At 66.3% G+C, this 19,239-nt stretch carries 16 protein-coding genes; 12 read left to right on the plus strand and 4 right to left on the minus strand.

The features are described 5' to 3' along the window. The first annotated feature begins 38 nt into the window (after nt 1-38). Nucleotides 39-836, plus strand: a complete 798-nt coding sequence (locus tag HNP47_RS08560; RefSeq protein WP_184279217.1) for a crotonase/enoyl-CoA hydratase family protein — start codon at nt 39-41, stop codon at nt 834-836. Nucleotides 837-888: 52 nt separating this feature from the next. On the opposite strand, the gene HNP47_RS08565 is transcribed toward HNP47_RS08560, so the two are convergent. The 3 genes from HNP47_RS08565 to HNP47_RS08575 are packed head-to-tail and all read right to left on the minus strand — an operon-like array spanning nt 889 to nt 3,848. After that, nucleotides 889-1,902 carry an HlyD family secretion protein gene (locus tag HNP47_RS08565; RefSeq protein WP_184279218.1) on the minus strand — a complete coding sequence of 338 codons (1,014 nt, stop codon included), beginning with the start codon at nt 1,900-1,902 and terminating at the stop codon, nt 889-891. A gap of 27 nt (nt 1,903-1,929) precedes the next feature. Beyond that, nucleotides 1,930-2,685: an ABC transporter ATP-binding protein gene (locus HNP47_RS08570; protein WP_066624307.1), complete on the minus strand. Its 756-nt coding sequence runs from the start codon at nt 2,683-2,685 to the stop codon at nt 1,930-1,932. Then, complete coding sequence (locus HNP47_RS08575; RefSeq protein ID WP_066624305.1) at nt 2,682-3,848, minus strand: ABC transporter permease; 1,167 nt, start codon at nt 3,846-3,848, stop codon at nt 2,682-2,684. The genes HNP47_RS08570 and HNP47_RS08575 overlap by 4 nt, the downstream gene beginning before the upstream one ends. A gap of 212 nt (nt 3,849-4,060) precedes the next feature. Between HNP47_RS08575 and HNP47_RS08580 the strand changes: the two genes are divergently transcribed. The 7 genes from HNP47_RS08580 to HNP47_RS08610 all read left to right on the plus strand — a co-directional run bounded on the left by HNP47_RS08580 (nt 4,061) and on the right by HNP47_RS08610 (nt 12,594). Beyond that, complete coding sequence (locus HNP47_RS08580; protein ID WP_184279219.1) at nt 4,061-6,154, plus strand: S46 family peptidase; 2,094 nt, start codon at nt 4,061-4,063, stop codon at nt 6,152-6,154. Nucleotides 6,155-6,333: 179 nt separating this feature from the next. Continuing rightward, nucleotides 6,334-8,409 carry a S46 family peptidase gene (locus HNP47_RS08585; protein ID WP_184279220.1) on the plus strand — a complete coding sequence of 692 codons (2,076 nt, stop codon included), beginning with the start codon at nt 6,334-6,336 and terminating at the stop codon, nt 8,407-8,409. After that, nucleotides 8,406-8,915, plus strand: a complete 510-nt coding sequence (locus HNP47_RS08590; RefSeq protein WP_184279221.1) for a GNAT family N-acetyltransferase — start codon at nt 8,406-8,408, stop codon at nt 8,913-8,915. The genes HNP47_RS08585 and HNP47_RS08590 overlap by 4 nt, the downstream gene beginning before the upstream one ends. A 46-nt stretch (nt 8,916-8,961) precedes the next feature. Then, a complete protein-coding gene (locus HNP47_RS08595; RefSeq protein ID WP_184279222.1) occupies nt 8,962-9,537 on the plus strand; it encodes a TetR/AcrR family transcriptional regulator in 576 nt (191 codons plus the stop codon). Further along, complete coding sequence (locus HNP47_RS08600) at nt 9,537-11,237, plus strand: MFS transporter (protein ID WP_184279223.1); 1,701 nt, start codon at nt 9,537-9,539, stop codon at nt 11,235-11,237. The genes HNP47_RS08595 and HNP47_RS08600 overlap by 1 nt, the downstream gene beginning before the upstream one ends. Before the next feature lie 13 nt (nt 11,238-11,250). Next, a complete protein-coding gene (locus HNP47_RS08605) occupies nt 11,251-12,366 on the plus strand; it encodes an HlyD family secretion protein (RefSeq protein WP_184279224.1) in 1,116 nt (371 codons plus the stop codon). Between the two features lie 51 nt (nt 12,367-12,417). Continuing rightward, on the plus strand, nt 12,418-12,594 hold the full coding sequence (locus HNP47_RS08610) for a hypothetical protein (protein WP_184279225.1): 177 nt from the start codon (nt 12,418-12,420) through the stop codon (nt 12,592-12,594). A 7-nt stretch (nt 12,595-12,601) separates the two neighbouring features. On the opposite strand, the gene HNP47_RS08615 is transcribed toward HNP47_RS08610, so the two are convergent. Then, nucleotides 12,602-12,805, minus strand: coding sequence for a hypothetical protein (locus tag HNP47_RS08615; RefSeq protein ID WP_228763748.1), 204 nt, complete (start codon nt 12,803-12,805; stop codon nt 12,602-12,604). A gap of 191 nt (nt 12,806-12,996) precedes the next feature. On the opposite strand from HNP47_RS08615, the gene HNP47_RS08620 reads away from it, so the two are divergent. The 4 genes from HNP47_RS08620 to HNP47_RS08635 all read left to right on the plus strand — a co-directional run bounded on the left by HNP47_RS08620 (nt 12,997) and on the right by HNP47_RS08635 (nt 19,237). After that, nucleotides 12,997-14,088, plus strand: coding sequence for a site-specific DNA-methyltransferase (locus tag HNP47_RS08620; RefSeq protein ID WP_184279226.1), 1,092 nt, complete (start codon nt 12,997-12,999; stop codon nt 14,086-14,088). A 210-nt stretch (nt 14,089-14,298) separates the two neighbouring features. Further along, nucleotides 14,299-15,411, plus strand: coding sequence for a glycosyltransferase family 4 protein (locus tag HNP47_RS08625; protein ID WP_184279717.1), 1,113 nt, complete (start codon nt 14,299-14,301; stop codon nt 15,409-15,411). Between the two features lie 101 nt (nt 15,412-15,512). Continuing rightward, complete coding sequence (locus tag HNP47_RS08630; RefSeq protein WP_184279227.1) at nt 15,513-16,943, plus strand: pilus assembly protein TadG-related protein; 1,431 nt, start codon at nt 15,513-15,515, stop codon at nt 16,941-16,943. Between the two features lie 146 nt (nt 16,944-17,089). Further along, entirely contained in the window at nt 17,090-19,237 is a 2,148-nt protein-coding gene (locus HNP47_RS08635) for an amylo-alpha-1,6-glucosidase (RefSeq protein WP_184279228.1), read from the plus strand. Nucleotides 19,238-19,239: the final 2 nt, after the last annotated feature.

Genomic DNA, 19,239 nt, shown 5'->3' on the forward strand with positions numbered 1-19,239 from the left:
TTCGCGGTCGATGACGGGCGTGAAGACGGAGACGAAGCATGGGCCTGATCACCGAAGAGAAGCGGGGCGCGATCCTGATCTGGACGCTGGATCGCGAGGCGCGGCTGAACGCCCTGCCCGATCTGGGCGACGGCGACGAGGTCGCGGCGGCGTGCGAGCGGGTCAACGCCGATCCGTCGATCCGTTGCGTGGTCCTGACCGGCGCCGGGCGGGCGTTTTCGGCCGGCGGCGATCTGACGGCGATGCGAGACAGGCGCGACCTGTTCGAGGGCTCAGGCGCAGCCATCCGCGAACGCTATCGCCGCGTCGTCCACCGGATCGTGCGGTCGCTGTACGGGCTTGAAGTTCCGCTGATCGCCGCCGTCAACGGGCCGGCGATGGGACTGGGCTGCGATATCGCGGGGCTGGGCGATATCCGTATCGCCTCGGATCGCGCCAGTTTCGGCGTGCCCTTCCTGAAGCTGGGCATCATCCCGGGCGACGGCGGGTCCTGGCTGCTGCCGCGCAACATCGGCTATGCCCGCGCCGCCGAACTGCTGTTTACCGCCCGATCCATCGATGCCGCGACGGCCGCCGAATGGGGGCTGGTCAATCGCGTGGTCGCGCACGACAGCCTGATGGAGGAAGCCCTGGCTGTCGCCGGCCAGGTCGCGGCCCAGCCGCCCCAAGCCCTGCGCATGGCCAAGACCCTGCTGCGTCAGGGCCGCGACACCACCTTCGACCAGATGCTGGAGATGTCGGCGGCGATGCAGGCGCTGGCCCACCTGACCGAGGACCATCAGGAAGGCGTCGCCGCCGTACTGGAAAAGCGGCCGGGCGATTTCACCGGCCGCTGAAACAAAAAAAGGGGCGCCGCAGCGCCCCTTTCCTCGACCTTAGATCGAAAGCCTACTTCTGACCGGAAGGCCGCATGGCCGCCGCCGGGCCGACGCCGGCCTGGACCGGTCGGGCGACGCCGGCCTTCTGACCCGGCTTCATGAACTTCACAAGTACCCGCTGACCGATCAGGAACGGAGTGTTGTCGGCGGAGACCACGACCTCGACCACACGTTCGTCCGTGCGGGCCGACGGGTCCTCGGACTGCAGCTGGCGAGCGCCGAAGACGGCGGCGCGACGCAGGACACGACCGACAGTGATCTTCGTCGGATCGCCCTCTGGGGTCAGTTCGACCTCCTGACCGACGGCGACGTTGGGGATATCGGCCTCGACGATCTCGGCGCGGACGATACGGGCGGTGTCCGGCTCGAGATCGAACATGGCCGTGACGTTCAGGGTCGAGGCGCCGGCGCCGGGCTGGGCGTAGCGGCGGGCGATGCGGCCGTTCATCGGCGCGCGGATGACGGTTAGTTCCTGGTTGTAGCGCGCCTCGGCCAGACGCGACTGGGCGGTCTGGATGGCGGCGTCCTGCGACCCGATGCGCGCCTCGGCTTGGGCGATCTGGTCACGGGCCTGGTCCAGTCGCTGGGCGGCGACGTTATTGGTGGCCGCCAGTTTAGAGAGCCGGTCGTATTCGCGGCGCGCCGTGGTCAGTTCGACCCGCGACATGCCCAGTTGGGCGCGCGCCTCGGCGACGGCGGCGGCGGCGCTTTGGGCTGCCAGACGCGTCTCGTCGTCTTCCTGACGGGCCAGAATCTGGCCAGCGACGACGCGGTCGCCTTCGTTGACCAGGACTTCGCGGACGACGCCGCCGCGACGGGCGGCGACCTTGATCACGCCGCCTTCGACGTCGGCCTTGCCGTTGGCGATCGCCGCATAGGGGCTGTCGATCTTCTGGGCCGACTCTTTTTCGACCTGGGCCTTCTTGGCCGCGTCGGCCTTGGTGAAGGCGACGAAGCCCACGCCCAGCAGGACGATCAGGACCAGGCCGATCCAGAGCCATTTGTTTTTCAAGAAGGCGGGCATGACGATGCGGTCCGTTGGAAAGGAGGTCTAGTGGGACGCCAGCTGGGCGTCGGGATCGGGCGTGCGGCGTTGGTCGTCGAGGATTTTGCCGTCCTCGATATGGATGACCCGGTCGGCCCAAGCTTCAAGGCGCGGGTCGTGGGTGACGCAGATCACCGCAGCGCCGTGTTCGGTGGCGGCTCGGCGCAGCAGGCGAATGACGACCTGACCGTTCTCGCCGTCCAGGGCCGAGGTGGGTTCGTCGGCGAACAGGATCTGCGGGTTCTTGGCCAAGGCGCGGGCGATGGCGACACGCTGCTTCTCGCCGCCGGACAGGGCGCTGGGGCGCTGGTTCAGGCGATGGCCTAAACCGACCTCCTCCAGCGCCGTGGTGGCGCGCTTTTTCGCCTCCGACGGCGACAGGCCCTGGTATTTCAGCACCGTCATGACTTGCTGAAGCGCCGTCAACGACGGAAACAGGTTGAAGCCCTGGAAGATGAAGCCGCAGTGGTCCAGGCGGAACTTGTCGATCCGGCCCGAGCCGTATTTCCACAGGTCGTCGACGTCCAGAATGTCCACCCGACCCTCCTCGGGCTTCAGCAGGCCCGACAGATTGGCGATCAGGGTGGACTTGCCCGAACCGGACGGCCCCATGACCATGGTCAGGTCGCCGTGCCGCGCGTCGAAATCGACCCCTTTCAGCACCTCGACCCAGCTGCGACCGGTCTTGAACCGTTTGACCAGACCCTTGGCCTCGATGGCGAAGTCGCCGTGCTTGCCTTGGACTTTCGTATGACTGTTCATCGCAGCAGGTCCGCAGGCTGGCTCTTCTTCAGGACGCCCAGCGACAGGAAGCCGGAGCCCAGGGCGATCAGCACCAGCATGGCCGAAACCATCAGCACCATCGTCGGGGGGAAGGACATGGTCAGGCCCGTGCCGGCCGCCAGCAGGCTGACCAGCCATGTCAGGACATAGGCCGCGAGAACGCCCGCGATCCCGACCCAGAAGCTGAGCTCAAGCACGATCCGACGAAGCGAACCCATCGACACTCCCAGAGCCCGCAGCGAGGCGAACTCCTTGATGTTGGCCATGATGGCCCCGCGCAGGGTCTGCCAGGTGATGGCCACCCCAATCAGAATGCCGAGGAACAGCGAGAAGCCCAGCATGATGGCGATGAAGCTCTCCTTCATCATCGCCCCCTCATTGGCCTTGGCCAGGTCCTGACGGGTCCAGGCCTTGAACTGGCCGTTCGCGATGGCGTTGAGCTGGGCGACGACGATGGGCGCACGGGCAGGGTTCTTGATCTGCACCATCAGGGGGCCGACCCGCTCGCCGGTGTTGGCCTCGCCCAGCATCCGCAGGGTGTCGCGCGACATGACTACCGTCGCCTGCATCATATTAGGATAGCCCTGGGTCACGGCCGCGACCTTGACCGTCTTGCCGTTGTAGGAGGCCTGATCACCTAGTTTGACGCCCAGGCGACCCAAGGCGGTCTGGTCCACCGCCACGGCGTAGGGCTGACGCAACGCCTCCACCAGATCATCGGAATAGTCGACCGGCACCGTTACCGCGCCGGGCAAGGCGTCGATGGTGGTGACGTTGACGAACTCCATCTTCTTGGCGCCCGGCGCGCTGTCGGCTTCGCCCTTGTTGTCCTTGACGATGTTCTGCCAACGCCCGCCCGATCCATCGAGGTCCGCAACGGCGATCACCTCGGGATGCTGATAAACCACCGGCATGATGCGGCGCGGCACGCCCGACGGCCCCCCGTTGAACAGGGCCGTGGCGCCGGGACTCAGGATCATGATGTCGGCGCGGGCGCGGTCGATCTGGGCCGTGAAGGCCTTGCCGATGCCCATGAACATGCCGACCTGTGCAAGGACCAGCAGACCGGAAAAGGCCAGCGCCACGATGGCCGCCATATAGCGGCGCCACTCGTAGAGCAGGGTTGATAATGCAAGCGACATGAACCGATGGTTCCCCCGAACTTGCGCCTATCTGACCGTGCGCCCCCTCACCGCCAAGTTAAATCGGGGTAAGGCTTGTGAAGAGCTGTCATTGCGGGTTCGAAATCAGGGGATTAAGGGCTTTACAGCCTCTTGGCGCCCACCCTTCGTCGGCGCTAGTTACAACATAACAGATGGGACAGGCCGTCCCACGCTCTGGGAAACACGCCTTCATGTCCTTGCCCTCGCTTCGTCTCACCGCCTCGCTCGCCGCGCTCGGCGCCGCCACCGCCGTCCTGTCCGCGCCTGCGACCTCCGCACGCGCCGACGAGGGCATGTGGACCTTCGACAACTTCCCCATCGCCACGGTGAACGAGAAGTATGGCACGAACATCGACCAGGCCTGGTTGGACCGCGTGCGCAACGCCGCTGTGCGCCTGCAGGGCTGCTCGGCTTCACTGGTGTCGAACGAAGGCCTGGTGCTGACCAACCACCACTGCGTCGTGTCGTGCGTTCAGGACCTGTCCACGGCCCAGAACGACTACGTCAAGAACGGCTGGATGCCCGCCACCCGTGAGGAAGAGAAGAAATGCCCCGGCCAGACGGCCGAAATCCTGACGGACATCACTGACGTCACCGATCGGGTCGTCGGCGCCGGCGCCGGTCTTGAAGGCGCCGCCTTCGTCCAGGCCCGCGCCGCCGAGATCGACAAGATCCAGAAGGAGACCTGCGGCGACGATCAGAAGCTGACCTGCCAGGTCATCAGCTTCTACCGAGGCGGCCAGTATAAGCTCTACAAGTTCCGCAAGTATGACGACGTGCGCCTGGTCTTCGCGCCCGAGTTCCAGGCGGCCTTCTTCGGCGGCGACCCGGACAACTTCAACTTCCCGCGCTACGCCCTGGATGCCGGCTTCCTGCGTATCTACGAGGACGGCAAGCCGGTCGCCACGCCGAACCACCTGACCTGGAACGCCAATGCGCCCAAGGAAGGCGACGTCACCTTCGTCGCCGGCAATCCCGGCTCGACCCAGCGCCTGCTGACCGTGGCCCAGCTGGAAACCCTGCGCGACCAGCAACTGCCCGTCAGCCTGATCCAGACCTCGGAACTGCGTGGTCGCCTGCTGGAATATTCGACGACCGGCGAAGAGGCCAAGCGCGTCTCGGTCGATCCGATCTTCGGCCTGGAGAACGGCTTCAAGGTCAACTACGGCCAGCAGGGCGCCCTGACCGACCCGGCCTTCATGGCCACCAAGCGCCGCGAGGAGCAGGAGCTGCGCCAGCGCGTCGCCGCGGACCCGGCCCTGGCCCAACGCATCGGCGATCCGTGGGCCGATCTGGAACGCGCCTCGAGCGCCCAGCGCGACCTGTATCTGCCTTATCGCCAGCTGGAATCGGCGGCCGGTCAGCGCTCGTCGCTGTACAGCTACGCCAAGGCCATCGTCCGCGCCTCCAAGGAACGCGCCAAGCCCGTCGCTGAACGCCGCGCCGGCTATTCGGACGCCGACATCGCCTCGCTGGGTCGTCGCCTGGCGACCGAGACGCCGATCTCGAACGATCTGGAAAAGATCTATCTCGACTTCTGGCTGTCCAAGACCCGCGAATATCTGACGGTCGACAATGCGAACGTGAAGGCGCTGCTGGGCAAGGAAAGCCCCGAGCAGATCGCGGAGCGTCTGGTGGACGGCACGCGTCTGGCCGATCCCGCCTTCCGCGCCCAGGCCCTGGCCATGACGCCGGAGCAACTGACCGCCTCGGGCGACCCGCTGATCCAGTTCGTCCTGGCCAATGACGATGCGGCCCAGGCCGTCCGCACCCAGTGGGAATCGGCCGTGTCCGGCCCGACCAGCCGCGCCGGCGAAAAGATCGCCCAGGCCCGGTTCGCGGTTTACGGCACCAACCTTTATCCCGACGCGACCTTCTCCTTGCGCCTGTCCTACGGCCAGGTGAAGGGCTGGACCTATCGCGGCGTGACGGTCGAGCCCTTCACCCAGATCGGCGGCCTGTACGAGCGCAACACGGGCGCCGAGCCCTTCAACGCGGCCGAGGACTGGCTGGCGGCCGAGGGCAAGGTCAACAAGTCGACCGTCTATGACTTCGTCTCGACCAACGACATCATCGGCGGCAACTCGGGCTCGCCCGTGATCAACGCCAAGGGCGAAGTCATCGGCGCGGCCTTCGACGGCAACATCCACTCGCTGGGCGGCAGCTTCGGCTACGACGGCGAGCTGAACCGCACGGTCACGGTCTCGACCGCCGCCATCACCGAGGCCCTGCGCAACGTCTACAACCAGCCGCGCCTGCTGCGCGAACTGGGCGTGCGGCGCTAAGACGAGAACGAAGAAGTCTCCTCCCCGCTGCGCGGGGAGGGGGACCGCGAAGCGGTGGAGGGGCTCTTCACCACTGCACGATCGCCTGTAAAGTGCCCAAGAGCCCCTCCGTCACGACGCTGAAGAAGCGCCGCGCCACCTCCCCGCAAGGCGGGGAGGAGACCTAAAGGACACCGCCCATGCGCCCTCTCCTCCTCGCCTCCGCCGCCGTTTTCGCCTTCGCCGCCACCTCGGCCAGCGCCGAGGAAGGCATGTGGACCTACGACAACTTCCCGATCGCCCGCGCCAACCAGACGCTGGGGACCAATATCGATCAGGCCTTCCTGGATCGGGTGCGGCTGTCGTCGGTGAAGTTCGGCGGCTGTTCGGCGGGCGTGGTGTCCGGCCAGGGTCTGGTGATGACCAACAACCACTGCGTCGCCACCTGCGTCGCCAACCTGTCCACGCCGCGGCAGCAGTATGGTGAGACGGGCTTTACGCCCAAGACGCGCGAGGAAGAGCGCAAATGCCCCGGCGCCACGGCCGAGATCCTGACTGACATCTCCGACGTCACCGAGCGGATGCACAAGGCCGGGGAAGGGCTTGAGGGTCAGGCCTTCACCCAGGCGCGCGAGGCCGAGGCCGGGCGAATCGAGACCGAAGCCTGCGGAAACGATCCCAAGATCCGCTGCCAGGTCGTCAGCCTGTACCGGGGCGGCCAGTTCAAACTCTACAAATACCGCAAATACAGCGATGTGCGCCTGGCCTGGGCGCCGGAAGATCGCGCCGCGACCTTCGGCGGCGATCTGGACAACTTCTCCTTCCCGCGCTTCGCCATCGATGCGGCCTTCATCCGCCTGTACGAGGACGGCAAACCGGTCGAGACGCCGGTCCACTTCGCCTGGAACGCCGACAAGCCGACCGAGGGCGAGGCCGTCTTCATCACCGGCAATCCCGGCGCGACCCAGCGCCTGCTTACGATGGACCAGCTGGCCACGATCCGCGACGTGGTCCTGCCACTGGATCAGTTGATCGCCTCGGAGCTGCGCGGTCGTCTGATCCGCTATTCTGAAGAGGGCGAGGACCAAGCCTTTATCGCCATGGACCCGATCGTGGGCGTGGAGAACACCTACAAGCGCGGCTTGGGCCGGATGCGCGCCCTGACCGACGCCCAGTTCATCCAGGCCAAGGCGGCGGCCGAGGTCGACTTCATGCAGCGCTACGCCGCCGCCAACGGCAATGGTCCCGATCCGTGGGGTGCGCTGGAAGCGGTCCAGCCCATTGCGCGCGAACTCTATGCGCCGACCGCCCTGCTGGAAGGCGGCACGGGTCTGGGCACCACCTCGGTCGCCGGCGGATCGCAGCTGTTCCAGTGGGCCAAGGCCATCGTGCGCGGCGCGCAGGAGCGAGCAAAGCCGTCGGACCAGCGTCTGGCCGAGTTCGCCGACAGCCGCCTGCCGGGCGTCGAATCCGGTCTGTTCGCCGAGCGGCCCACCTATCCCGAGCTGGAGCAAATCCGGCTGGAATGGTGGCTGTCCAAGACGCGCGAATGGCTGACGGTGGACAGCCCCTACGTTCGCACCCTGCTGGGCAAGGAAAGCCCCGAAGCGCTGTCGGCCCGCGTCGTCTCGGGCACCAAACTGGCCGATCCGGCCGTGCGTCGCGCCCTGTGGACCGGCGGCCTGGCGGCGGTTCAGGCGTCGGACGACCCGATGATCCAGTATGTCCTGTCGATCGACGCCGACGCCCGCGCGGTTCGCACGGAATGGGAGAATAAGGTCAAGGCCCCGACCGACCGCGCGTCGGAACAGCTGGCGGCCGCCCGTTTCGCCGCCTATGGCGACGCCGTCTATCCCGACGCTACCGGCACCCTGCGCCTGACCTATGGCAAGGTCGAAGGCTCCGACGTGCCGGGCCAGCGTTTCGGCGCCTTCACCACCTTCGCCGGCCTGTGGGACCGCGCCACCGGCGCCGAGCCGTTCAAGGTCGCGCCCAAGCTGATGGCCGCCAAGGATCGGATCGATCCGAACGCGGTGATGGACATGGCCGTCTCGACCGACACCATCGGCGGTTCCTCGGGCTCGCCGGCAATCAACGCCCGGGGCGAGATCATCGGAGCCAACTTCGATTCCACCGTCCTGACCCAGCGCAACGCCTATGGCTACGACCGCAACACCAACCGCAGCGTGATCGTCACCACCCAGGCCGTCACCGTGGCCCTGCGCGACGTCTATGGGATGGATCATCTGCTGACGGAGCTGGGCGTCAGCCGGTGACGCCGATCGCCATACGCGCGGCGACGCCCGACGACGTCGCCGCGCTGCATCCTCTGATCGAGCGCGCCTATCGCGGCGAAACGGCCAAGGCCGGCTGGACGCATGAAGCCGACCTGCTGTTCGATGATCGCACCAGCGCGGCGGAGCTGTCGGCCCTGATCGCCGATCCCGACCGGGTCATCCTGCTGGCCCATCGCGACGGCGCGCTGATCGGCTGCGTCCAGGTCGCCCGCGCCGGGGACAACCTGGCCTATCTCGGCATGCTGACGGTCGAGCCGACCTTGCAGGCGTCCGGCCTCGGCCGTCGTCTGCTCGCGGCCGCCGAAAGCGACGCGGTCGCGCGTTTCGGCGCGCGCCGCATGGAGATGACCGTCATCCACCGCCGGACCGAACTAATGGCCTGGTACGAACGACGCGGTTACACCCCCACCGGCGAGACCCGCCCCTTCCCCGTCGATCCGCCCCGACCCGAGCTGGAATTCGCGGTGCTGGAAAAAGCGCTCTAGCCGCCCCTTGCAAAACGGACAGTCGTGTCCATTTACGCGCCTCACCATGACGCGCCCTGCCGAAAAACCTGTCCGCAAGGACGCCGCTCTGAACCGGGCGGCGGTGCTGGAGGCGGCGCGCGCGGTCTTCGCCAGCCAAGGGTTGGATGCGCCCCTGGATCTGATCGCCGAACGGGCAGGGGTGGGGCGCGGCACCCTGTATCGGCACTTCTCCGACCGCACGGAATTGGCTCTGGCCGTGCTGGAGGCCGACGTCGCGGACCTGGGTCGGCGCACCGCCGAACAGGGCGATGATCCGCAGGCCTTCTTCTGGTTTCTGGACCGCCTGGCCGAGGACATGGTGCGCAATGCGGGACTGGCCGGCGTCGTGCGGAACGTGCGGTCGCCGGATGCGCTTACCCCCTTGCGGCAGAGCTTGATGGAGGCGGGCGCCGCACCGCTGAAGCGGGCCCAGGCCGCCGGCCTGGTGCGGGAGGATCTGCGGCCGATGGACATTCGTCTGATCGCCACCCTGCTGGGTGCCGGTTTTCAGGGCGCGGATGAAGCCGAGCGCCAGGCCGTGTCGTTGCGCACCCGCGCGCTTGTTCTTGATGGCCTGAGACCGCGCGGGGAGTTGCGCTGATGGCCGGCAACAATTGGCACCTGCCCTGGGAACAGTATGTCGAAACGCTGAAGCCGCACGAGCGGCCGATGATGCCCGGCTCGCCCGCCACCCCCGATCACTCCTGGCCGATGCGGATCCAATACGCCCTGACCGGCCTGCTGGTCGCCATGGTCGGGTCGCTGGGCAATGCCGCCGTCACCGCCAACATCCAGAACCTGCAAGGCTCGCTGGGGATCACGATCACCGAGGCCGCCTGGCTGCCGGTCGTCTTCGTCATGACCAACGCCTGCATGAACCTGATCCTCGTCAAGTTCCGGATGCAGTACGGCCTGCGCCTGTTCACCCAGATCTTCCTGGGCGCCTTCGTGCTGGTCTGCGCCGCCCACCTGTTCGTCGCCAACTATCAATCGACCCTGCTGGTGCGGGCCATCGCCGGCATGGCGGGCGCAGGCCTTTCTAGCCTGGGCTTCCTCTACATCATCCAGGCGTTCCCGGCGGCGCATCGGCTGAAGGGTCTGATCATCGGCATCGGCCTGGCCAGTTTCGCCGTGCCGATTTCGCGCCTCGTCATGCCCGGCCTGCTCCAGCTGGGCGACTGGCGCGCCTTCTATCTGTTCGAGCTGGGCCTGTGCCTGGTCGCCTGGGGCGCGGTGCAGGTGGTCAAGCTGCCGCCGTCCGAGCGACTGCGCGTGTTCGACCGGCTGGACTTCCTGACTTTCGCCCTGTTTGCGCCAGGCGTGGCCCTGTTGTGCGCGGCTCTGGGTCTGGGGCGCATCGTCTGGTGGACGCAAGCCGCCTGGATCGGCTGGGCCCTGATCGGGTCCGTCATCCTGCTGACCGCCGCCTTCCTGGTCGAGCACAATCGCAAGAACCCGCTGATCAACACCCGCTGGCTGACCGGACCGGATTTGCTGCGCCTGTTCGGGGCGATCCTGCTGATCCGCATCGTGCTGTCGGAACAGACATCCGGCGCGGTGGGTTTCCTGACCGTCGTCGGCCTGGGACCGGATCAGCTTCACGGCCTCTTCGTCGTCATTCTGCTGTCGATGATCGCCGGCACCTTGGTCAGCGCCTTCACCCTGAATATGGAAAAGCTGAACAAGCCGATCGCCATCGCCCTGGCGCTGATCGCCGTCGGCGCCTGGATCGACAGCCATTCGACGGTGCTGACGCGTCCGGCGCAGCTATATTTCAGCCAGGCCCTGATCGCCTTCGCTTCGGCCATGTTCATCGGCCCGGCCCTGATGATCGGCATCGTCAAGGTGCTGACCCAGGGCAAGCAGAACCTGATCAGCTTCATCGTCATGTTCAGCGTGCTTCAAAACGTGGGCGGTCTGGCGGGTTCGGCGCTGACCGGAACGCTCCAGATCATCCGCGAGAAATACCATTCCAATCAGCTGGCGGCCGGGATTTCGGCGCTGGACCCGCAGGTCGCCTTGCGGCTGCGTCAACTGTCGGGCGCCTATGCCTCGACGATAACGGACCCCGCGCTGGCGAACGCCGAAGGCGCCGTCCTGCTAGGCCGACAGGTGACGCAGCAGGCCAATGTGCTGGCCTACAACGACGTCTTTCTGGTGATCGCCGTGATCGCGGCCCTGGGCTCCGCCTGGGTGACCGTCACCCACCTGCGGCCGCGCTGGAAGGCGCGCCGCGAGGCCAAGAACAACAACAATGCAGACGCTGCGGTCCAGAGCGCCGCCGTCGCCGCCGCCGACTGAACCGAGACCCACAATGACCGACGCCGCCCCGCCAGCCCCCGCCTCTTCCGCCCCTGCCGCCCCGCAGGCGCCGGCCGCTGCTCCGGCTGCGCCTGCGCCGAAGAAGAACGTCATGTGGACCGTCATCGCCGCCGGGGTCGCCCTGCTGGGCGTTCTGATGGTGCTGTACGCCTGGCAGTTGCCGCCCTTCCGAGGCGCGATCCAGCGCACCGACAACGCCTATGTGCGCGGCCAGGTGACGATCATCAGCCCGCAGGTGAACGGCTATGTCGTCCAGGTGCCGGTCCAGGATTTCCAGACCGTGCAACAGGGGCAGTTGCTGGCCCAGGTGGACGACCGCATCTATCGCCAGCGGCTGGAGCAGGCCGAGGCCAGCCTGCACTCGGCCCAGGCGGCCCTGTCCAACTCGGCCCAGACCCAGGCGTCGGCGCGCGGATCGGTGGCCCAGCAACGCGCCTCCATCGCCGCGGCCGAAGCCACGCTGACACGGGCCCAGGCCGACGCCAACCGCGCCCGCACCCTGAAGGCCGGAGGCTGGGTCGCCCAGGCAAATGTCGACGTGGCAGAAGCCGCCCTGCGCAGCGCCCAGGCCCAGGTCGCCCAGGCCCGCGCTGCCGAAGGCATCGCTCAGACCGGCGTCACCTCCGCCGTCGTCGGTCGCGACAGCCTGGCCGCCGCTGTCGAAAACGCCCAGGCCGCCGTGCGCCTGGCCCAGATCGACCTGGCCAACACCCACATCGTCGCCCCCCGCGCCGGCCGTCTGGGCGAGATCGGCGTACGCCAGGGCCAGTATGTGACCGCGGGCACCCAGCTGATGGGTCTGGTGCCGGACGTGGTCTGGGTCACGGCCAATATGAAGGAGACGCAGATGAAGAACATCCGCGTCGGCCAGCCGGTCGAGATCACCGTCGACGCCCTGGGCGGCCAGACCCTGCGCGGCCATGTCGAACGGATCGCCCCCGCCGCGGGATCGGAGTTCAGCGTCATCCGCCCCGACAACGCCACCGGCAACTTCACCAAGGTCGCCCAGCGCATCCCGGTCCGCATCCGCATCGACCCGAACCAGCCCGCCGCCCAGCGTCTGGCGCCGGGCATGTCGGTGGTGGCGAAGGTGAATACGGCCGGCTGACGGAACGCGCCGCTCCCCATCGCGCTACCTCTCCCAGCAACGGAGAGCACCATGGACCGCGAACAGACCAAGGGTCGTGAAGAGAACGGCGCCGATCCGGCCGGCAAGCCGGACGCCTTGACCTCTGACAAGGCGACGGAGGCGGTCGGTCAGGCCGAGCGTCAGAGCGCGGGACCGGACGGCCCGGACGCCGCTGAGATCGGCGACACGTTCAAGCGCAAGCCCTGACGCCGGATCAGGCCGATCGCGGCGACAGGCTGGCGGCGAGCAGATGCACGTCGTGCGCCCGCATCCGCTCGAAATTGCCCAGCCCCAAGGCCAGGGCGCGCATGATCTCGGTCTGGCGCGTATGTTCGGGATGGGCGGGCAAGGACGGCTCCGCCCGGGCCAGCTCTGCATCCAATTCGGCCATCATATGAGCCAGGATTCCATCGTTCATCTGATCCTCCATCACGCCGCCGACCGCCGCAGACGCTTAGAGCACAAACGGAACAAATCAGGAACGTGTTGGTCGAAGAAGGCTGTGGATGGTGCGACCGGATTGCAAATCGTCCGGCGGACCCTGCCGTTTAATCCACCTTAACCACAAGGATTCACCATAGCGGTCTCACTGTTGCGGGGCCGCGTTCCATGTCCGATCTGAAGACCCCTGTCCTCGCCAAGGACGTCATTCATCGCGGCGACTGCATCGAGGTGCTGAAGAGCCTTCCCGACGCCTCGGTGGACATCGTCTTCGCCGATCCGCCCTATAATCTGCAGCTGGGCGGCGACCTGCTGCGTCCTGACAATTCCAAGGTCGATGCGGTCGATGACGACTGGGACAAGTTCGCCAGCTTCGCCGAATACGACGCCTTCACCCGCGCCTGGCTAGCCGAATGCCGCCGGGTCCTGAAGCCCGAGGGCTCGATCTGGGTGATCGGCAGCTACCACAATGTCTTCCGCCTGGGATCGGCGATCCAGGATTTGGGCTTCTGGGTGCTAAACGACATCATCTGGCGCAAGTCCAACCCGATGCCGAACTTCAAGGGCACCCGGTTCACCAACGCCCACGAGACCCTGATCTGGGCCGCCAAGTCGCGGGATCAGAAGCGCTACACCTTCAACTATGACGCGCTGAAGGCCTTCAACGAAGACACGCAGATGCGTTCCGACTGGACCTTCGCCCTGTGCACGGGCGAGGAGCGGATCAAGGACGCCGACGGCAAGAAGGCCCATCCGACCCAGAAGCCCGAAGCCCTGCTGCACCGCGTCCTGCTGTCGGCGACGCGCCCCGGCGACGTGATCCTGGATCCCTTCTTCGGCACCGGCACCACCGGCGCGGCCGCCAAACGCCTCGGCCGCCACTACATCGGCATCGAGCGTGACGAGACCTATGCCAAGGTCGCCGAAACCCGCATCGCCTCGGTCATCCCTGCCCGCCCCGAGGACCTGATGGTCACCGGCTCCAAGCGCGCCGAACCCAAGGTGCCGTTCGGCGCCCTGGTCGAGGCCGGCCTGCTGCAACCCGGCGACCGCCTGTATTGCCCCAAGGGCGAACGCGAGGCGCGTGTTCGTGCGGACGGTTCGCTGGTTCACGGCTCGCTAAGCGGCTCGATCCACAAGCTGGGCGCGCTGCTGGAGAATGCGCCGGCCTGCAACGGCTGGACCTACTGGCGCTTCAAGACCGACCAGGGACTGAAATCCATCGACGCCCTCCGCTCGGAAGTTCGCGCCGCGATGTAAGCCGCTGCGACCGCGCGTCGCATAAGCCGCATCAATCACTTAGCTGACAATGCGTCGCTGAAACGTACGATTTCGCACACTCATTACGGGTCAGCGTCGCTGTAACCCCGCGAAACCTATGTAAAAATTAGTCAGCTGCGACGGAACTTCGCAGTTGCGAGACCATTGATGTCAACGGCCCGCCAGGATGCGGCGTCGGAGCACATCACCATGAAAATCGCGCAGATCACCCCGCTGTATGAGGCCGTGCCTCCCAAGCTGTACGGCGGCACGGAACGTGTGGTGGCGCATCTGACCGACGCCTTGGTCGATCTGGGCCACGACGTGACCCTGTTCGCCAGCGCCGACGCCCAGACCAAAGCCCGTTTGGTGCCCGTGCGCGACCAGGCCATCCGTCTGGATCCGGCGCCGTTGAAATCCGATCTCGCCGCCCACCTGTCGATGCTGGGCGAAGTTCTGGACCGCGCCGACGAGTTCGACGTCATCCACTTCCACACCGACATGGTCCACTTCCCGCTGTTCCAGAAATATGCGGACAAGACCCTGACGACCCTGCACGGCCGTCTGGATATGAAGGACCTGCCCGGCGTCTACGCGCGCTGGAGCGAATTCGGCCTGGTCTCCATTTCCGACGATCAGCGTAAGCCGCTGCATTTCGCCAACTGGAAAGCCACCGTCCATCACGGCATGCCGGGCGAACAGTACATCTTCTCCCCGAAATCCGAGGGCTATCTAGCCTTCCTGGGTCGCATCTCCCCCGAGAAACGCCCCGACCGCGCCATCGAGATCGCCACCAAACTGGGCAAGCGTCTGAAGATGGCCGCCAAGGTGGACGCCGCCGACAAACGCTATTGGGAGGAGACGATCCGCCCGCTGGTCGAAGGCAATCCGCTGATCGAGTTCATCGGAGAAATCGGCGACCATCAGAAGTCCGCCTTCCTCGGCGGCGCCGAGGCCTTGCTCTTCCCCATCGACTGGCCGGAGCCGTTCGGCCTGGTGATGATCGAGGCCATGGCCTGCGGCACGCCGGTCATCGCCTTCCGCTGCGGCTCGACGCCCGAGGTCATCGAAGACGGCGCCACAGGCTTCTTGGTCGACACGATGGAACAAGCCATCGCCGCCGCCGGGCGCGCGCATCTGCTGGACCGCGAGGCCGTGCGTGCGCGCTTTGACCTGCGCTTCTCCGCCACCGCCATGGCGCGGCGCTATCTGGACGTCTACGGCGACCTGCTGGCGCGCCGTCCGTTCGCGGAAGCTGCGCTGGACGATGTGGTCACCCCGCTGCGTCCGCGCGAAGATCGCAGCTTCGCCGCCATCGCGTAAAGCTAACTGAGTAGGGCACCGTTGCAATCCTGAGTCTGTAACGGCGTTCACTCAAAAGTTAAGCTTATCCAATACGGTCGTCCCAAATCGGGGCGACGACTATGCAATGGACAGCGATGAGGCGGCGGCTGGCGCATCTGCGCCGGAATACCGCAGGCAACATTGCGACCTTCTTCGCCCTGTCCGCCATGGGCCTGACACTGATGGTCGGCCTGGCCATCGACATCAATCGCTATGTCTCGGTCAGGAACCAGGTGCAGGAAGCGCTCGATGCAGCAGCGCTGGGCGCTGCGGCGTCCCGCGCCCAGACAGCTAAAGAGTTGGAAGCGGTCAGCGGTCCCTATCTGGAGGCCAATCTGAAGACCGGCCAACTGATCGACGGCTGGAAGACCGGCACCCAATATGTCGATGGCAAAATCGTCAGGGTGACGTTCAAGGGCGGGGTCAAACCCATCTTCGCGGGTCTGGCCGGCGTCAAACAGTTCGACATCAACGCCTTGTCCGAGGCGACGCGTGGCGTGGCGCAGAAGATCGAGACCGTTCTGGTGCTCGATAACACCTGGTCCATGAGCGAAAAGGACAGCCGCTCGATCAAGCGGATCGATGCGTTGAAGAGCTCTTCCAGTCTGCTGGTCAACGAGCTGATGGCGACCGAGAGCGACGAGGTCTCGATAGGCGTCGTGCCCTATGCGGACTACGTCAACGTCGGGATTGCCAATCGCAAGGCCCCGTGGATTTCCGTGCCCGACGACTATGTTCAGGAGCGCACCTGCACGACCAAGACGACCTACAGCGGCGGCACCCCCTACCCGTGCACCACCGTGCGCGACGGCGTCAGCGAGACGGGCACCTGCTACAAGGATCAGGTGGTGAAGACGGTCACCGTCCCGCCATATGCTTGCAACGTCAGCTACAAGTGGTTCGGCTGCGTCTATTCGCGCAACGTCGGCACGACGCGGCTGAACGACCAGTCGCCGGCGACGCCCTACAAAGGTTTCCTGACGACGGGCCAGAGCTGCCTGAATGCGGTCAGCCCCCTGTCCAAGAGCAAATCCAGCGTCCTGAAAGCGATCAAAAACCTTGTCATCAATGTCGGCGGCTACAAGCCCGAGACGCACATTCCATCCGGCCTGATCTGGGGCATCAATCTGCTGTCGCCCACCGCGCCGTTCCAGGAAGGCGGCGCCTATGACCCGGCGAACCGCACGCCGCGCAAGATTCTGGTGCTGATGACCGACGGGGTGAACACGCTGCGCTACCGCTCCTCGGACGGCGCGCACGTCGCCACGAACAAAGCCAATGAGCTGGCGGCGACGGATTCCGATCTGACCTCGATCTGCACCTACGCCAAGTCCAACAAGATCGAGGTCTTCACCGTCGGCCTGAACGTGCCCACGCAGAACGGGCGCAATCTGCTGAGGAGCTGCGCCACCGATTCCGACCATGCCTTCCTGGCCGAAGACAGCGCCGCCCTGGAAGCCGCCTTCCGCGACATCGCGCGGTCCATCGGGGTCGTCCGGTTGATCAAATGAGGGTCACCCGGTCTCTGTCGATGAAAAAGCACAGGTTCGCCTGAACCCGGCGGCGACTTGACCATTAAAGTCCGTAAGCGGCCCTGAGCGCCGCATTCGGGTGCGACACGTTCGGCCGAGGCCTCAAACGACGGGGAAGAGACCGCATGGACGACGCCTATTCTACTCAACTGACCGCCGGTGAATCGGTCGAGGCCACCGGTCTCGAACAGCTGATGGCGCTGAAGGAAGGCGATACCTTCTTGGTCGCTGACGGGTGGGGCGACATGAAGGGCGGCGCCGACGGCCTGTTCGCGGGCGACACCCGTGTCCTGTCGCGCTGGGCGATGACGGTCGGCCTGCTGAAGCCGTCGCGCCTGTCGTCCGGCGTCAGCCAGGACAACGTCTTCTTCTCCTGCCACACCACCAACCGTCCCCTGCCCCCGATGGGCGGCCGGTCAGCTCCGGCCGGCGTGCTGCACATCGAGCGCCGGCGCTTCCTGTGGAACCGGCGGATGTTCGAGCGCATCCGCATGGTCAACCATGGGGTGGAGGACATCCTGCTGCCGCTGGCCTTCGACTTCGGTGCGGACTTCTTCGATATCTTCCAAGTGCGCGGCACGCCTCGGGCCAAGCGCGGGACGATCCACACGCCGACCACCGACGGCCGCCGCGTCACCTTCCGCTATACCGGCCTGGACGACGTGGACCGGTCCAGCTGCATCGCCTTTTCCGAACCGCCCGCGCGCCTGACGCATCAGCGCGCGGAGTTCATGTTCAGCCTGCCCAAGGGCCGCTCGCTGGACCTGTTCATCGAGTGCGGCGTGGACGCCTGCGAGACGCCGGACGCCGACCGCTGGCGTCAGAACGCCATCCAGGCCCGCCTGGCCATGCGCGCCAAACGCCGGCGCGGCGCCTCGGTGCGCGGCCCGCGCAGCCCGCGCTTCAACGACTGGCTGGACCAGTCGCGCGCCGACATGGCGCTGTTGACCACCGACCTGCCGACCGGCCCCTATCCCTATGCAGGCACGCCATGGTTCTCGACCCCGTTCGGCCGCGACGGCATTATCTCGGCCTGGCAAATGCTGTGGCTGGATCCGTCGTTGGCCAAGGGCGTGCTGACCTATCTGGCCTCGCGCCAGGCGACCGAAACGTCGCTCTATCAGGACAGCCAGCCCGGCAAGATCATGCACGAGACGCGCGGCGGCGAGATGAGCGCCCTGCATGAGGTGCCGTTCGGCCTCTATTACGGCGGGGTCGACACCACCTGTCTGTTCGTGGCCCTTGCCGGCGCCTACGCCAACAGGACCGGCGATCTGGATCTGATCCGCACGCTTTGGCCCAATCTGATCGCAGCCGCCGACTGGATGCGCGACTATGGCGACAGCAACAATGACGGCCTGATCGACTATCAGCGCGGGGCCGACACCGGCCTGTCCAACCAAGGCTGGAAGGACTCCGAGGATTCCATCTTCCACGCTGATGGCCGCTTCCCCAAGGGTCCGATCGCGCTTCTGGAGGTTCAGGGCTACGCCTTCGCCGCTTGGAAGGCGCTTGGTGATCTGGGCGAGCGTCTGCATGACGACCGCACGACCGAATGGCGGATGCGCGCCGAACAGGTCCGCTCCCTGGTCGAGGAAAAGTTCTGGATGGAGGACGAGGGCTTCTATGCCGTGGCCCTCGATGGCGACGGGCAGCAATGTCGCGCCATAGCCTCCAACGCCGGGCACCTGCTGTTTACCGGCCTGCCGTCGCTGGAACGCGCGCGGCGCGTCACCAAACGCCTGCTGACCGCCGAGTTCCGCACCGGCTGGGGCATCCGCACGCTGGAGGTCGGACAGGCCCGTTTCAATCCGATGAGTTATCATAACGGCTCGGTCTGGCCGCACGACACCGCCATGGCCGCCGCCGGCATGGCGGCTTACGGCGAGCGCGATGCGGTCGCGGAAATCCTGGCCGAGATCTACGCTGCGGCCGCCCATTTCCACCTGCGGCTGCCCGAGCTGTTCTGCGGCTTCCCGCGTGAGCCGGGCGAGCCGCCCATCGCCTATCCGGTCGCCTGCCTGCCCCAGGCCTGGGCGGCGGGATCGGTCTTCCTGATGCTTCAGGCGACCCTGGGCCTGTCGATCGACGCCTGGACGGAGACGGTCGATCTCTCTGACCCCGTCCTGCCCGCCGGCCTGGATCGTCTGAAGATCACCGGCCTGGAAGTGGGCGGCGCGGTGGTCGATCTGAATATCCAGCACGCCGACGGTCGCGCCGTGGTCATCCCGCATCACAAGCGGGGCAAGGTTTCAATCCGCACGCTGCGATAGGG

Source organism: Brevundimonas vesicularis, from assembly GCF_014204545.1.
In the GTDB taxonomy this organism is placed as follows: domain Bacteria; phylum Pseudomonadota; class Alphaproteobacteria; order Caulobacterales; family Caulobacteraceae; genus Brevundimonas; species Brevundimonas vesicularis_B.

Coding starts and splice junctions, on each gene's coding strand:
- HNP47_RS08625 (WP_184279717.1), top strand. CDS start 14,299: ATGAAAATCGCGCAGATCACCCCGCTGTATGAGGCCGTGCCTCCCAAG.
- HNP47_RS08615 (WP_228763748.1), bottom strand. CDS start 12,805: ATGAACGATGGAATCCTGGCTCATATGATGGCCGAATTGGATGCAGAG.
- HNP47_RS08585 (WP_184279220.1), top strand. CDS start 6,334: ATGCGCCCTCTCCTCCTCGCCTCCGCCGCCGTTTTCGCCTTCGCCGCC.
- HNP47_RS08610 (WP_184279225.1), top strand. CDS start 12,418: ATGGACCGCGAACAGACCAAGGGTCGTGAAGAGAACGGCGCCGATCCG.
- HNP47_RS08620 (WP_184279226.1), top strand. CDS start 12,997: ATGTCCGATCTGAAGACCCCTGTCCTCGCCAAGGACGTCATTCATCGC.
- HNP47_RS08575 (WP_066624305.1), bottom strand. CDS start 3,848: ATGTCGCTTGCATTATCAACCCTGCTCTACGAGTGGCGCCGCTATATG.
- HNP47_RS08630 (WP_184279227.1), top strand. CDS start 15,513: ATGCAATGGACAGCGATGAGGCGGCGGCTGGCGCATCTGCGCCGGAAT.
- HNP47_RS08560 (WP_184279217.1), top strand. CDS start 39: ATGGGCCTGATCACCGAAGAGAAGCGGGGCGCGATCCTGATCTGGACG.
- HNP47_RS08600 (WP_184279223.1), top strand. CDS start 9,537: ATGGCCGGCAACAATTGGCACCTGCCCTGGGAACAGTATGTCGAAACG.
- HNP47_RS08595 (WP_184279222.1), top strand. CDS start 8,962: ATGACGCGCCCTGCCGAAAAACCTGTCCGCAAGGACGCCGCTCTGAAC.
- HNP47_RS08580 (WP_184279219.1), top strand. CDS start 4,061: ATGTCCTTGCCCTCGCTTCGTCTCACCGCCTCGCTCGCCGCGCTCGGC.
- HNP47_RS08565 (WP_184279218.1), bottom strand. CDS start 1,902: ATGCCCGCCTTCTTGAAAAACAAATGGCTCTGGATCGGCCTGGTCCTG.
- HNP47_RS08570 (WP_066624307.1), bottom strand. CDS start 2,685: ATGAACAGTCATACGAAAGTCCAAGGCAAGCACGGCGACTTCGCCATC.
- HNP47_RS08635 (WP_184279228.1), top strand. CDS start 17,090: ATGGACGACGCCTATTCTACTCAACTGACCGCCGGTGAATCGGTCGAG.
- HNP47_RS08605 (WP_184279224.1), top strand. CDS start 11,251: ATGACCGACGCCGCCCCGCCAGCCCCCGCCTCTTCCGCCCCTGCCGCC.